This is a genomic window from Nocardiopsis sp. L17-MgMaSL7 (genome assembly GCF_003182025.1).
Lineage (GTDB): Bacteria > Actinomycetota > Actinomycetes > Streptosporangiales > Streptosporangiaceae > Nocardiopsis > Nocardiopsis prasina.
On the sequence record NZ_QGTF01000015.1, the window covers coordinates 1 to 14,065 of the forward strand.

At 67.9% G+C, this 14,065-nt stretch carries 12 protein-coding genes and 1 tRNA gene; 5 read left to right on the forward strand and 8 right to left on the reverse strand.

Translation table 11 applies throughout. From position 1 onward, the window contains the following. Together BDW27_RS22545 and BDW27_RS22550 are read left to right on the forward strand one after the other, a co-directional pair. Window positions 1-516: LytR C-terminal domain-containing protein (locus tag BDW27_RS22545; RefSeq protein ID WP_146223290.1), on the forward strand; the 516-nt coding region annotated here is incomplete at its 5' end. A gap of 67 nt (window positions 517-583) precedes the next feature. After that, the gene (locus tag BDW27_RS22550; protein WP_158543597.1) at window positions 584-1,408 is read left to right on the forward strand and encodes a universal stress protein; all 825 of its coding nucleotides are present in this window, start codon (window positions 584-586) and stop codon (window positions 1,406-1,408) included. A gap of 18 nt (window positions 1,409-1,426) precedes the next feature. Here BDW27_RS22550 and BDW27_RS27295 read toward each other — a convergent pair whose 3' ends face one another. The 6 genes from BDW27_RS27295 to BDW27_RS22580 form a co-directional block, all read right to left on the reverse strand. Beyond that, window positions 1,427-1,561, reverse strand: a complete 135-nt coding sequence (locus BDW27_RS27295) for a hypothetical protein (protein ID WP_370446545.1) — start codon at window positions 1,559-1,561, stop codon at window positions 1,427-1,429. Between the two features lie 701 nt (window positions 1,562-2,262). Beyond that, window positions 2,263-5,463 (reverse strand): hypothetical protein, encoded by a 3,201-nt coding sequence (locus tag BDW27_RS22560; RefSeq protein ID WP_146223291.1) that lies wholly within the window; start codon window positions 5,461-5,463, stop codon window positions 2,263-2,265. A 269-nt stretch (window positions 5,464-5,732) separates the two neighbouring features. Beyond that, window positions 5,733-5,806 (reverse strand) — tRNA-Val (locus BDW27_RS22565). 52 nt (window positions 5,807-5,858) lie between these two features. After that, window positions 5,859-6,326, reverse strand: a complete 468-nt coding sequence (locus BDW27_RS22570) for a peroxiredoxin (protein WP_110051574.1) — start codon at window positions 6,324-6,326, stop codon at window positions 5,859-5,861. 134 nt (window positions 6,327-6,460) lie between these two features. Next, window positions 6,461-6,886: a DUF3052 domain-containing protein gene (locus BDW27_RS22575; protein ID WP_026129353.1), complete on the reverse strand. Its 426-nt coding sequence runs from the start codon at window positions 6,884-6,886 to the stop codon at window positions 6,461-6,463. Window positions 6,887-7,066: 180 nt separating this feature from the next. Then, window positions 7,067-7,477: a secondary thiamine-phosphate synthase enzyme YjbQ gene (locus BDW27_RS22580; RefSeq protein ID WP_017545088.1), complete on the reverse strand. Its 411-nt coding sequence runs from the start codon at window positions 7,475-7,477 to the stop codon at window positions 7,067-7,069. 128 nt (window positions 7,478-7,605) lie between these two features. On the opposite strand from BDW27_RS22580, the gene BDW27_RS22585 reads away from it, so the two are divergent. Next, entirely contained in the window at window positions 7,606-9,273 is a 1,668-nt protein-coding gene (locus BDW27_RS22585) for an alkaline phosphatase D family protein (RefSeq protein WP_110051575.1), read from the forward strand. Between the two features lie 92 nt (window positions 9,274-9,365). On the opposite strand, the gene BDW27_RS22590 is transcribed toward BDW27_RS22585, so the two are convergent. Then, a complete protein-coding gene (locus BDW27_RS22590; protein ID WP_017545090.1) occupies window positions 9,366-10,301 on the reverse strand; it encodes a hypothetical protein in 936 nt (311 codons plus the stop codon). Between the two features lie 296 nt (window positions 10,302-10,597). Next, on the reverse strand, window positions 10,598-11,845 hold the full coding sequence (locus BDW27_RS22595; protein WP_017545091.1) for a CdaR family transcriptional regulator: 1,248 nt from the start codon (window positions 11,843-11,845) through the stop codon (window positions 10,598-10,600). A 330-nt stretch (window positions 11,846-12,175) separates the two neighbouring features. Between BDW27_RS22595 and BDW27_RS22600 the strand changes: the two genes are divergently transcribed. Next, a complete protein-coding gene (locus BDW27_RS22600) occupies window positions 12,176-13,084 on the forward strand; it encodes an ACP S-malonyltransferase (RefSeq protein WP_017545092.1) in 909 nt (302 codons plus the stop codon). A 2-nt stretch (window positions 13,085-13,086) separates the two neighbouring features. Beyond that, entirely contained in the window at window positions 13,087-14,043 is a 957-nt protein-coding gene (locus BDW27_RS22605) for a beta-ketoacyl-ACP synthase III (protein ID WP_017545093.1), read from the forward strand. The last annotated feature ends 22 nt before the right edge of the window (window positions 14,044-14,065 follow it).

Consider the following 14,065-nt stretch of genomic DNA (forward strand, 5'->3'; position numbering starts at 1 on the left):
TTCGTCACCGTCCCCAACGGCGCCCATCCGGCCGACGAGAACCGCATCATCATGAGCGACGCGGCCCCGGCCCTGTTCGAGGCGATCAACAACGGCGCTGATCTGGCCGACGGTGACGACGGCGACAGCGACGACACGTCCGAGGAGGTCTCGGTGGAGCCCGGGGACGTCGCCGTCGAGGTGGTGAACAACACCGGGATCGAGGGGCTGGCCCTGGAGATCCAGTCGGTGCTGGTCGACGAAGGCTTCGTGGTCACCGGCACCGGTAACCCCGAAGAGCGCGCCCCCGAGGCGACCACGGTCTTCCACGGCCCCGGCGACGAGGAGGCCGCCGAGCTGCTGGCGGGTTCGATCACCAACGCCCGGACCGAGGAGGTCGGGGGCCTGGAACAGACCCTCGAACTGGTCGCCGGGTCCGACTGGGAGGGCTTCGGGGGTTCCTCCTCCGAGTCCGACCTGTCCATCACCGACGACCTCGGCGGCGTCACCGCCGAAAAGCAGGAAAGCGCCTGCTGACAGGGAACCGACCGTGTCGGCGGGACGGCGCCCACCTCGTGGCGACCGAGTTCTGATGAGGAGAACCGTGGACGTTCGACCGACCGTGACCGTGGGTGGTGACGGCTCCCGGGCCAGTCTCGACGCCGTCGAGTGGGCGAGCGCCTACGCGCGCCTCTGGGAGGCCTCGCTCAGGGTCGTGACCGTGGGGTCCGGCCCGGCCAACAGGAGCCCGATCGCGGACTCCAGGAGGCAGATCTCCCGGGAGGAGTTCCAGAGCAACCAGCGGCTCCAGCGCAAGGCCGAGGCGGCCTTCTCCCGAGCCGTGGGGAGCGTGCCGGCGGACCGCATCGAGATGCTGGTCGTCTCGGGTGACCCCGTCGACGCTCTGATCGCCTCCGCTGAGGGCGGCCCGCTGGTGGTCGGCACGCGCCGGCTGGGGTTCCTGTCCGGAACCATCGCCGGGTCCGTGAGTCGAAGGCTGATCGGGCGATCCACCGGCCCCGTGGCCGTCGTATCCGGGGTCGCTTCGCAGGAACGCGGACGCGTCGTCGCGGGCATCGACGGAGGTGCCTCCACACGTGCGGTGGTGTCCTTCGCCCTGGAGGAGGCCCGGGTGCGCGGTGCGGAACTCCTGGTCTTCCGTGCCCTCGGAGATTCCCGGGACGACAGCTCGTCGGAGGCCGCGGCGACGGTGATCGAGGACGCGAAGAAGTCGGACCGGGACGTGCGGGTCCGCGAGGAGAGCCAGCAGGGGGACCCCGTCGATCTCCTGGTGGAGCGCTCCTCCGACGCCGACCTGCTTGTCATCGGGACCCGGAGCCTGGGCCTGACCGCCGGGTTCCTCCATGGATCGGTCGGCCAGAGGCTGACCGTGCGGGCCAGGTGCCCGGTCGTGGTGATCCCCGGCTGAGGGCTCCGGAGCGGCCGCTCAGCGGTCGGCGACCGGCTGCCTCAGGATGGTGCGCAGCTTCTCGGGAGCGGTCCTGCGGGTGTCGCTCAGGTAGATCTCGTGGTGCCTGCCGACCATCCGCAGACCGTGCTCCGGGATGAACCCTTCGTGCATCCGCCCCCTCCAGGGGCGGGACGGCATAGCCCCACATCCGGGGTCCGGGGGTCGTCCCCAGAGGAAACGACGGAACGACCCGGCGAGTCGGAGGACATCCCCCGAGTAGGGTCGTTCCGGAGTGGAGTGGACCCTGGACAAACTAACTACAACCCGACCCAGCTCGCTGCCAAGCGCAAAGCACTCATTCGCGAGCTACCCGTGCCAACAGCGCCACTCACCGAGCGCAAGAAACCCGCGAATAAGCCATGCACCGCAAAGCGCCTCAAGCCCCACGCAATAGATGAGCTGATCGCCGCCTTCCAGGTAGGCACGAACGTCCACAAGTTGGAAGAACGCTTCGACATCACCCGTAAGAGGGAGAGCAACATCTCAAAAGCCACGGCGTCCAGATACACAAGTGTGACCTGACGGACGGAGAGATCGGCGAAGCCGTACGGCTCTATGAGCAAGGCCGGTCGATGACCCGGATCGAGAAACACTTCGGGGGGGACAGCCGGACAGTATGAAGTCGACTGCTGGAGTATGGTGTTAACTCCCACTACTCAACGGGCCACTCTAAACAGGACCACGACAACACGAAAGACACCCCTGATTTACTCACTAGTACTCCTGCGCTTCAAGCCGTGCAGGGTATAGGTGAAAAAGCGCATCCCACGACGGCCCCAACCAGGACGCTCAGCATTGATCTAATCACGGCCTCAAGCGCGCTTCCGGCGCTTCCACCACCTTCCACGTTTCGACCTCAATACCCTTACCAGCGCCTGTTCTTTAGTAGCGATAATATCGCGAACCGTAAGGTCAGCCGCATCCCGATAAATAACGCGCAGCATCCTAGTCTGATTAACAGCCCCCCACCACTCTTTGATGTGCGGATCACCCGGGCCAACGGTTGCTTCCAAGTAAGACTTCCCCTGTGGACCCTGCAAAATAATGGTGTCCTGTTCGACGAGAAAACTCCATCCCACTGCCAACCGTGGATGACCGCTCTCGTCCAATTCATCAGGGAATCCGGCAGCGATCAGGACATCGCGCAATGGATCGATCACTTTCTCGCCGACGTACATCGACGCACTAACAGTGACAAAAGCGAGCAAAGGTTGGTCGTGCATCATCACCGGCCACCACCGGACCTCGCTACCGCCGTCGATGGTCCGAATCAAGCGCACCCCATCAGGCACGCCCGCGCCACCCAGAAGTCCCTCAAACCGCTGCTGCGCTGTGAACGTTTTGAGCGCGACCTCACCAAAATCGACCCAATCCTGCACCTGCTGCGACCCGGCCCCCACACGGCAGATCTCGTCGAGCATCGCACGCAGCTTCGGCACATCTTGGTCGGCGCACGGAACAAGTATCGACAGCTGCTGGCACTGGATCGGGTCGAAGGAGTCGATGTTCCCCTCTCCCCATTCCGCAAGGCGGTTGATCGCAGCTGTCCAACTGGCAGCCGGCGCCGAATGCGGGCGCTCCAGCCTCGAGTGCATCAGCGCCAAACCAGTATCGAGGACCGCTGTGACAGCGTCATGTACGAGCATGCCCGAACTCACAGCCTGGTTCGCCCCGGTGAGAACGCTGTCCACAGCACGTGTCCACTGTTCAGTAATCGCGTATACGCGCCCCCGTTCGTTGACTGAATTAAAATAAAGAAGCCGCCGCTGCAGAGTTGACTCCTCAGACCCGATCAGCTCATGCCCTTTCAGAGCCGTGTCAATCTGCTCACGTAAATGCGCAGAATCTTCCGGCATGAACTGTGTCACCTCGCTCAGGACACGCAGTGAGGGCAAAACCGGAAAGCCTGTATGTTCAAGCTCATCGACCGACCTGCCGTTCAAATGTCGCAGTGACTCTTCAACGATCGGTTGGATCTCGTCAAAGTGACTCTGCCGAAAGACGACTTGCGCCAGGGCTGCGAGTGTTTGGATCTGAGTGGCTACGAGAACAGGCGTGCGCTGCTGATCTGAGACCAGCTCCTCGCGTGTGTTGACCGCGAGACGAAGCCACATTGATGCCGCGTCCAATAGCCCTGTTAGGGTAGCGAGCGTGCCCAGGTTGTGCATCATCGTGGCCGCTATGACTCTCATCATCTGCAGTGCTTGATCGCCATCGTCCTCTGCTACACGTGCCGTCATCAAGAAGATCAAGAGCTTTTCAGCGGCGGGAAGAAGGGCGGACGCCTCGACGAGTCTGGCACCGTCCAAAAATTCGTTCACGATGCCGGCATAAGTCTCCATCCATGGGTAGAAAAGTCCGATCTCAGTTGCGATGGCCTTTGAGAGTATCGCCTGAATTCCCTCGTGCACGTAGAGGGCCTCATCAATACCGCTTATGTTGCCCACATCGCTCCGCAGGCGCCTTTGCAGCAGCGCTGCCCCGGCTAGCTCGTCCAGCACCGCCCGTGAGTCGATATCCAGACCACCCTCTGTCCGCAAGGAAGCAGCCCAGCGGTCGATCACGATGAGCGGGACATGGGCGCCGCCACTGATAATGACGATGCCGAGCACCGCACGACTCGGCGGTGAGAGTCCTTCCCATAGTGCACGGATTACACCTGAGACGTTTCTCGGGTAGCTGCCCAATTGCGTCTCGTCTTTCAGGAGGTCCAACCGGTCGAGCCGCGCCACGAACTCCTGCAAACGTGTATGGTCACCGCCGAGACCACGAACCCAGGCGCAGGCTAGGTCGATAGCCAGTGGCCACCGCCCGAGCCTGGTGGCGAATCGCAGAGCCGTCTCGTCGTCGCCTACCGCCTCCTGCGGCGCGGGCAGCCGCTGCCGAATCAGCGCGATCGCATCCGCATCCTCCATGCCCTTGACCGCCCTCTGCGGTGCGATGTCGATCGGCCAGTCACCGCGACTGGTGGTGATGACGACATGGCCATAGCCGGATGCTGGTATCCAAGCGCTCAACTCTGCACTATCAAGCGCGCCATCGAGGATGAGCAGCCAGGGAACGGGCAGCTCCGCCAGCACATCGCAGAAGATCTGCGCGGGGTCGTCGCTGAGTGTCTCGCCCGCCCCGAGCCATTCCAAGAGCTCCGGGGTCTGCTCAGCGAGAGCCTGGTCAGACGTTGCGTCGACCCAGACAGTGACGGCATAGTGCTCCCGGCGGGCAGACGCCCAAGATGCGACTGCAGCCGACTTGCCCGATCCCGACAACCCCGACAGTACGGCCACGGCCGGGCTGCCTCCATGAAGAGCATCCTCGGTTAGGTGCTCCGCGAGGAAGTCGACAACTGCCGGCCTCGGGACGTACGTTCCCAGGGGCATCCCGTACGCTCGCCCCCAGGAACGCTGCCCGCTCGCATCGGCAAGCACCGCCGCTGACTCATCTAGGATGTCCGCGACCTGGCGGTAATCGATGATCTGCTCTGTGGTCTGCGAGCCACGTGCTAATACGAGATCGATGAGCTGGGCGAGCAAAATATAATGCAAACGCTGACCCAGCCCACCCTTTCCACGCGCTCGAACCCTCGCGATGCGGTCGAGCAATCGCGACACGATGTTGCGCACGTCCTCTTGCCGCACATCGATGAACCTGCGGAGGGATCTCTTCGTCCGCTGTTTTCGCAGCTGCGCCGCGTACTCCGCTGCGGGCGCACCAAGCGTCCGATTAGTCAGCAGCACCAGATTGGCCGCCCCCGCATGTTCGGAGGCCAGCGCGTCGAGGCACCGTTTCGCCGTCGGCAGATCCATCTTCGTCACAGAGGATGTCATCGACGCCTTGACCTGCACAGCCCGCGACGGTGGCCCGACGGAACGGGGATAGACAAGGATGTCGGCCGAATCCTGGCCGTGCAGGTCTACACCGACACGCCAATCCAATGTAGGCGCATGCTCAAAGAGATCCAGAAGCTCCTCGACCGTAATGAGGTACTGATAACGGAACCCGAAGGCCGCTGCCACCCCGCCAGACCCACTAACCATGTCCAACATCGTAGTTTGGAGACACGTCCCTGTGTTGGGAATCTGACAATCACGCCCCCGCAGAAACGACGGATGTCCTGTCGGAAGGACGCAGTCCCCAGGCAAGGGGCGAACGTCAGCGAGTGCCGAGCACTCAATAGCACCCAAGGACCAGCAAGCGCACACCGGGGGTCTGGGGTCGCCCTCAGAAGAAACGATGCCGCGACCCCGCGAGCGTGGTCACGCGCGGGGTCGCTTCCGGAGTCAAGTGGGCGCGAAGGGACTCGAACCCCTGGCCTATTGCTTGTAAGGCAATTGCTCTAACCAACTGAGCTACGCGCCCTTGTGTGCGTCGCGAGAGATCATACCGCTTCGCGGTGGTTCTCGCGCCGGATTTATCCGGCCAGGAGGCGGGCCCGGGCCACGTACTCGGCGACGTCCCGGGGACGGTCGACGGGGGTCAGCACGGTCCAGCGGACGGTGCCTTCGGCGTCGACGAGGAACGTGCCGCGCCGTGCGACGCCCCGCTGGTCGTCGAAGACCCCGTAGGCGCGAGCGGTCGCGCCGTGCGGCCAGAAGTCCGAGAGCAGCGCGAACGGGAAGCCCTCCCGGTCCGACCAGGTGCGCAGCGCGAAGGTCGAGTCGACGGACACCGCCAGCACCGTCACGCCCAGCTCTCGGAGCGCGTCGTGGTGTTCACGCAGGTCCGCGAGCTCCCCGGCGCACACCCCGGAGAAGGCCAACGGGTAGAACACGACGAGCACGGGACCGCCCCGCAGGGAGCTCAGGACGGTGTCCTGGCCGTACTGGTCCCGGAGGCTGAACTCGGGCGCGCGGGCACCCACGGTGACGGTGTCGGTCATGCTCGCGTTCGTGTCGGGCGGCCGCACGGGCCGGTACCGGCGCCCGCCGGTCGGCGGGCGCCCCTCAGCGCCGCGCGCCCTTGTTCGCCGGGGCGCGCGACGCCGGACGTCTCACCCTGTACGGGTGGTGTCCGTCACCGCTTGGGAACGACCAGGCGGGTGCCCGACCAGTCGGCGCCGATGCTGACCGCGCTGGTCTGGGACAGGCCCGAGGTGGTAGCGGCCTCGGCCACGTCGTTGGGGGACACGTGCAGCTCACGACCGGCCTTCGGGGTCAGGACCAGGATGGTCCCTCCGTCGGCGATGGTCGTCACCGTGTCCATCAGAGCGTCGGTGAGGTCGCCTTCCTCGTCGGACCGCCACCACAGCAGTGCCGCGTCGACGTCGCCGTCGAAGTCCTCGTCGACCAGTGCCTCGCCCGTAAGCTCGGCGATGGAAGCGCGCAGTCCCTCGTCGACGTCATCGTCGAACCCGAATTCCTGCACCACCTGACCCGGCTTGAATCCGAGTCGGTCAGCCAAGCCGCGTTCGCTTTGTGCCTGGCCCGCGGTCGCGCTCACGAAAGTTCTCCTCCACAGATGGTTTTTCTCAATCTTGCCTGCACGAAGCAGTTGTCACAACGATGCCGGGCTTTTTTGTCACCCGTCACGTGGGTCCGTAACCATCGCTGATGGCCTAGTTCACACGCTAGTGGCATATCCCGTCAACGCACGGCCGAACCCGGCCCGAGTCGAATCAGCTCATCCGGACTCCAGGAAGGACAACCGGACCTGCCGATCCGGGTTGTCCACGTTCAGGTCCACGATCGCGATGGACTGCCACGTTCCCAGTTCGAGTCTGCCGGATAGTACTGGCACCGTGGTCTGCGGTGCGACGAACGCCGGCATGACGTGCGAGCGTCCGTGCCCCCGGGACCCGTGTCGGTGGCGCCACCGGTCGTCGGCCGGCAGCAGGTCGTCGAGGGAGGCAAGGAGGTCGTCGTCGGACCCCGCGCCCAGCTCGATGATGGCCACACCCGCGGTCGCGTGCGGGACGAAGACGTTGAGCAGGCCGTCGCCGCCGCTCTCGGCGACGAAGTCACCGCACTGCGCGGTGATGTCGGTAACGCTCTCCGATCCGCCTGTGTGCAGCTCAAGGATCAGTGTCCGCATAGCGACACCTTCGCGCAGCCTGGCTCCCGGTGCAACCATCACCTGTGAATCCGCGGGTGGCCGAAGCCCCCTGAAGGGGCCATACTCCTCTCCGACGTGTGTGAAACTGGACGAAAGAAGGGATAAGGGTGACTGTCTCGTTACTTTTGGGACCCGTGCTTCGCCACGTGGGTCCCACCACGGCGACGGTGTGGGTGGAGACGGACGCCCCCTGTGACGTCCGGGTTCGCGTGGACGGCGGGCCGGTCTCGGCCAGCCGCACCTTCACGGTCCACGGCCACCACTACGCCGTGTGCGAAATCGAGGGCCTGGAGCCGGGTGCCGTCCTTCCCTACGAGGTCTTCCTGGGTGAGGACCGGGTGTGGCCCGAGCCCGACAGCCCGCTGCCGCCCAGCGTCCTGCGCACCCTGTCCCCCGGTGCGCCGACGAGACTGCTGTACGGCTCCTGCCACACCCCCACCGGTGACACTCCGGAGGGCCTGGTCCGCTACGGGCCCGACATGCTCCGCGCCACCGCCCGCCGTCTGGCCCGCGAGGGCGCGACCGGGGACAACCAGGTCCTGCTGCTGATCGGCGACCAGGTCTACGCGGACGAGGTGCAGGAGCCCATGCGGGCCTTCCTGCGGGAGCGGCGCGGCGAGGTCGACCCGGACGGCGCTCCCGAGGACGAGGTCGTCCGCTTCGAAGAGTACGCGGAGCTCTACCGCCAGGCCTGGTCCGACCCCCAGGTGCGGTGGCTGCTCTCGACCGTGCCCACGCTGATGGTCTTCGACGACCACGACATCCGCGACGACTGGAACACCTCGGCCGCCTGGCGCGGCGCGATGGACCGGCAGCCGTGGTGGCGCACCCGGGTGACCAGCGGCATCGGCGCCTACTGGGTGTACCAGCACGTGGGCAACCTCTCCCCCGACGCGCGTGCCAAGGACCCGCTGTGGGCGTCCGTGCGGGACCACCGCGATCGCGGAACCGACGCCGGGGACACCGTGGACTCCTTCGCCTGGCGGGCCCACGACGAGCCCTCCTCGTACCGGTGGAGCCACCACCACGACGTGGGCGACGTGCGGGTCCTGGTCGCCGACACCCGCTGCGGCCGGTCGCTGGAGGAGGACGACCCCTCCGGCGGCTCACGGTCCATCCTGGGCGCCGAGGGGCACGATTGGCTGGACCGGCACCTCACCGGCGGCCCCGACCACCTCGTGGTGGCCTCCACCGTCCCGGTCCTGCTGCCGCCCTCCGTGCACCACCTGGAGGCCTGGAACGAGGCTGTGTGCGCGGGGGCCTGGGGTTCGGCCGCGCGGGGCCCCGCGGAACGCCTGCGCCAGGCACTGGACCTGGAGCACTGGGGCGCTTTCCAGTACTCCTTCCACCGCCTCGCGGAGGCCTTGCTCGACGTCGCCCGTGGCGCTCGGGGTCCGGCGCCCGCCACGATCCTCCTGCTCGGCGGGGACGTCCACTTCTCCTACCTGGCGCGTGCGCGTGCGCGCGAGGGGCGGACGACCTCCCGGATCGCCCAGCTGGTCTCCTCCGCACTGTGCAACCAGCTCCCCCCGAACCTGCGCCGTGCCGCCACGCTGTCCGCGAGCTGGCCCCTGCACGTGGCCGGGCGGGTCATGACCCGGCTGGCCGGGGTGCGCCGCAGCCCGCTGTCCTGGGGTCTGGCGGAGCGGCCCTACTTCGGCAACACCATCGGTGAGGTGGTCTTCGACGGCCGCGAGGCCGAGGCCCTCTGGTACCACTGCCCGCAGGGCGGGGACGACGCCCTGCCCGAGGTACGACGCCGCACCCGCGTCTGAACCCCTGGAAACGAAGCAGCTCCGGCGGCGCCCGTCTGGGCGCCGCCGGAGCTGCTTCGGACCGCTCGTGCCGGGAGTCCGGCCGAAGGGCCCTAGGGCTTGTGCGAGGGCGGTCGGCGGTTGGCGTGTCCTCGACGCCGGTTGCGCACGCTCAGGCCGAGCGCGCCACCCTCCTCCAGGAGTTGCCGGGCGGCCCGGTTGACCGTGCCGCGCGTCCCCGATCCCGTCGAGGGGGTGTCCTCGGTCTCGACCAGCTCGGGCTTGGGGAGCAGCGTGGTGGGCTCGTTGTCCTGGTCGTCCAGTTCCTCGGGGAGCGCGTGCAGCTTGCGGGTGCGCTGGAGCCGGGGCCCCTCGGTCCCGGGCTCCTCCCCGACGGGGGCGGCCGCCTCGGTGGGGTTGCGCTTCTCCTCGTCGACGGCCTCCTTCCACGCCTGGTCCTGCTGCTGGTCCTCCTGCTTCTGGCGGGCCAGACGACGCGCGCGGTCGGTGCGCCAGGCGCGGTAGGACCGGGCCAGCGGGGTGAGGACCGGCCAGGTGACCTTGGCGGGGCGTGAGAGGGCGTGCCACAGGTAGGCGGTGGTGCCCCAGGCCTCCATGGCGCGGCGGGCCCTGGTGATGGTGAAGAAGGTGGGCATGGCCAGCAGCAGCTGCGGCCAGGCCAGGGCCAGCGCGGCGAACAGCGGGTACATGCCGCCGCCAGCGATCGCGGCGGCGGCGCCGATGACCACCGGCACCAGGGCCAGCGCCACCCGCAGCTGGGTGAACTGCCGGAACCGGTGCAGGGAGCGGCGGGCCGAGACCGGTGGGGCCAGACCCTCGGGGAGCGGGGTGGGCTGCACGATCACCGCGAGCAGCAGCGTTCCCACGCCCACGCTCGCGGCCAGCAGTATCGTCCATCCGGCGGCGGACATCGCCCCGCCCACCAGCAGGTACACCAGTCCCAGGACCGGGATCGGCGCGGGGAGCCAGAACAGCACCCGCCTGCGCAGCTCACCCTCCTGCGTGGGTTGGAGTACGAAATCGATCACCGGGCGTAGTATCCGGAACCTCTTCCTCGGTCGCTCGACCACAGCGTTGGACCCCCCAAGAACGTCGTGACGGAGCGGTGCGGGGAGCGACGCCCGTGGGTTTTCGTCGTCTGTGGCTCCACCTGCAACCTGCCCGTATCAAAGCTATCTCTTTTCGCGTAGTCCCCGGGCGCGCACAGTCAGTTACACACCTACCCGACGCTGGTGAAACTTCCATAAACCCACGGAAAAGGGAGGCAACGATCAGATTACGACGTGACGGAGGTCACTCTCCCGAGCATGGCCGACACCGGACATCAGGGTGATCCGTCCCGGGTTTCGGACAATCGGCCGAGGGCGACCGCGACCCGGAGCACGAAGGACCCGCGGCCGTCCGAGGGGATGTGCCCGGTGAGCTCGGAGATCCGGCTCAGCCGGTAGCGCACCGTGTTCGGGTGCACGAAGAGCATGCGCGCGGTGGCCTCCAGCGACGAGGCGTGCTCCAGGTACACCGACAACGTGTCCAGGAGCGGGGAACCGGCACCCTGGAGGGGCAGGTACACCTCCGTCACCAGCTGCTGGCGGGCCTCAACGTCACCCTCCAGCGCGCGCTCGGGCAGCAGGTCGTCGGCGAGCACGGGCCGTGGAGCGTCCGGCCAGGCCACCGCGGCCCGCAGGCCGTTCACCGCAGACCGCACCGAGGAGCCCGCCGCGTGCAGGTCGGCCACGGCCGGACCCACCACCACGGGACCGTCCCCGAACAACCCCGCCAGGGGCTCCACGGGTTCGACCGGGAGATCGTCGACCGGGTGGCGCTCACCCACCCCCACCACCACGACCACACGGCGCCCCTGCATGCCCGCCAGGACGTCGTAGCCCAGACGGCGCGCGGCCGAGCGCAGGTCGTCCATGACCTTCCCGCCGTCCTCGTCGCCGATGTCCCCGGCCATCGCGATCACCGGCGTGTGCGACCAGCCCAGCGCCGAACCCCAGGTCTGGAGCCCCTCCACCTGGTCACCGTGCAGGAGCGCGTCGACGATCAGCGCCTCCAGCCGCGCGTCCCAGGCACCGCGGGCCTCGGCCGCGCGGGCGTAGACCTTGGCGGAGCTGAAGGCCACCTCGCGTGTGTAGCGGAGCATGGCCTCGCGCAGCTGCTGCTCGCCTCCGGCGGCGGCCAGGTCGTCGACCTGGTTCTCCACCACCTCGATGACCACGCGGATCATGTCGACGGTCTGCTGGAGGGAGACGGAGCGGGTGAGTTCGCGCGGGGCGGTGCCGAACACCTCCACGGTGATGGCGGGCCGACCGCGGTCGGGGTCGCGGAACCAGTCCACGAAGGCGGCGACCCCGGACTGGGCCACGAGGCCGATCCAGGACCGGTCCTGTGCCGACATCCGGCGGAACCAGCCGAGCCGCTCCTCCATCCGGCTCACGGCGGCGGTGCCCAGCGCTCCCATGGAGCGTTCCAGGCGTCGTACGGTCTCGGCGCGGATCTTGTCCTGTGGGGCGCCGCTCCCGGTCGGCGCGCTCGCGCCGTCCTCGGTCGGTCGGGGTTCGGTGTTCACTTGTCTAGGTTCGCATCCTCTCCGCACCCGGTCCCGGGTTCGCCTCCGTGTCGGCTGTCACCCCCCGGGGCGACCCGGTCCCGGAGGGGGCCGCGGACAGCCCCGCGTAACGTCGGAAAGTGATCTCCTCCACCCGTTTCGGGTTTGTGGGCACATGACCGGCGTCGTTTTGTGGATTACCTACAAACGGTGTCCGGTGAACTTCGTGTCTCTCCCCATCCAACTGGTGATCTCCTACAGGGCAAGGTTGATGTCGTGCTTGTAATCGTTGCTCCAGGCCAAGGCGCCCAGGTTCCCGGTTTCCTCTCCCCGTGGCTCGAACTCCCCGGCATGGCCGAGACGTTCGCGTCGTGGTCCGAGGTGACCGGTCTCGACCTCGTGCGTTACGGCACCACGGCGGACGCGGACGAGATCCGTGACACCGCCGTCGCCCAGCCGCTGCTGGTCAGCGCCGGTCTGGCCGCCGCCACCGCGCTGCTCGGCCCGCAGTCCGCCCCCGGGGCACCGCTGCCCGCCTCGCCCTCCCTCGTGGACGCGACGGCCGGACACAGCGTCGGCGAGTTCACCGCCGCCGCGCTGGCCGGTGTGCTCTCCCCCAAGGACGCGCTGGCCCTGGTCGCCGAGCGCGGTCGCGGGATGGCCGACGCCGCCGCCCGCACCGAGACCGGGATGACCGCTGTCCTGGGGGGTCAGCGCGAGGACGTGCTGGCCGCCATCGAGGCCGCCGGTCTGACCCCGGCCAACGACAACGGCTCCGGGCAGATCGTGGCCGCCGGTACCACCGCCCAGCTGGCGGCGTTCGCCGAGAACCCGCCCGAGCGGGCCCGGCTGCGCCCCCTGTCCGTGGCGGGCGCGTTCCACACCGAGCACATGGCCCCGGCCGTGGAGCGGGTGCGGGCCGCCGCCCGGGACCTGACCCCGGCCGACCCCAGTGTCCGTCTGCTGTCCAACGCGGACGGCGCCGTGGTCGACAGCGGCGCCGAGTACCTGGAGCGTCTGGTCTCGCAGATCTCCTCGCCGGTCCGGTGGGACGCGTGCACCGACACTCTCGCCGACCTCGGAGTGACCGCGTTCATCGAGCTGACCCCGGCGGGCACGCTCACCGGGCTCGCCAAGCGTGCGCTGCGCGGCATCGAGATCCTCGCGGTGAAGACCCCCGACGACCTCGAACGCGCCGGCGCCCTCATCAAGGAGCACGCGGGGACCATCTCCCCCGCGAGCGGCCAGCAGGAAGGCTGAGCATGTTCAACGTCCCGAGCGCGCCCGGCGGCGCCTCGATCCGTTCCTTCGGCGAGTACCAGCCGTCACGGGTCGTGACCAACGCCGATCTGGAAGCCCGTGTCGACACCAATGACGAGTGGATCCAGAGCCGTGTGGGCATCAGGGAGCGTCGCATCGCGGGCCCCGAGGACACCGTCGCGAGCATGGCCGTGGCCGCCGGAGGCAAGGCACTCGCCGCGGGCGGGTTCTCCCCCGAGGACATCGACCTGGTGATCGTGGCCACCTGCACCGTGCAGGACCAGATCCCCAACACGGCGGCGACCGTCGCCGCCCGGCTCGGCATCGCCGCCCCGGGTGCCTTCGACGTCAACGCGGCCTGCGCGGGCTTCGTCTACGCGCTCGGGCTGGCCTCGGACTCCGTCCGGGTCGGAAGCTCCCGCAACGTCCTGGTGATCGGCTCGGAGAAGCTCAGCGACTGGGTGGACTGGCAGGACAGGTCCACCTGTGTGATCTTCGCCGACGGCGCCGGGGCCGCCGTGGTCTCGGCCTCCGAGGACCACGGCGTCGGACCGGTCGTCTGGGGCTCCTCGGGCGAACGCGCCGACACGATCCACCTGCGTGAGGGCAAGTACCTCCACCAGGAGGGCCAGGCCGTCTTCAGGTGGACCACCACCGAGCTGTACAAGGTGGCCCTGGAGGCCCTGGAGCGCGCTGGTGTGGAGCCGTCCGAGCTCACCGCCTTCGTTCCCCATCAGGCCAACCTGCGGATCGTCGAGTCCATCGCGCGCAAGCTGGGGGCGCCGCAGGCGCTCGTGGCCCGCGATATCGTCACCGCGGGCAACACCTCCTCCGCCTCGATCCCTCTCGCGCTGTCGCGCATGGTCGAACGCGGGGAACTGCCGTCGGGGAGCATCGTGCTCACTCTGGGATTCGGTGCGGGCCTGGTCTACGCCGCACAGGTGATCCGCATCCCCTGATCCGTTGGTCCGGTCCCGGCCG

Excerpts from the sequence above, each read along its gene's own strand:
- BDW27_RS27295 (WP_370446545.1), bottom strand. The coding sequence starts at position 1,561 with ATGCACGAAGGGTTCATCCCGGAGCACGGTCTGCGGATGGTCGGCAGG.
- BDW27_RS22570 (WP_110051574.1), bottom strand. The coding sequence starts at position 6,326 with ATGACCGACACCGTCACCGTGGGTGCCCGCGCGCCCGAGTTCAGCCTC.
- BDW27_RS22580 (WP_017545088.1), bottom strand. The coding sequence starts at position 7,477 with ATGCGGACACTGATCCTTGAGCTGCACACAGGCGGATCGGAGAGCGTT.
- BDW27_RS22600 (WP_017545092.1), top strand. The coding sequence starts at position 12,176 with ATGGCCGAGACGTTCGCGTCGTGGTCCGAGGTGACCGGTCTCGACCTC.
- BDW27_RS22605 (WP_017545093.1), top strand. The coding sequence starts at position 13,087 with ATGTTCAACGTCCCGAGCGCGCCCGGCGGCGCCTCGATCCGTTCCTTC.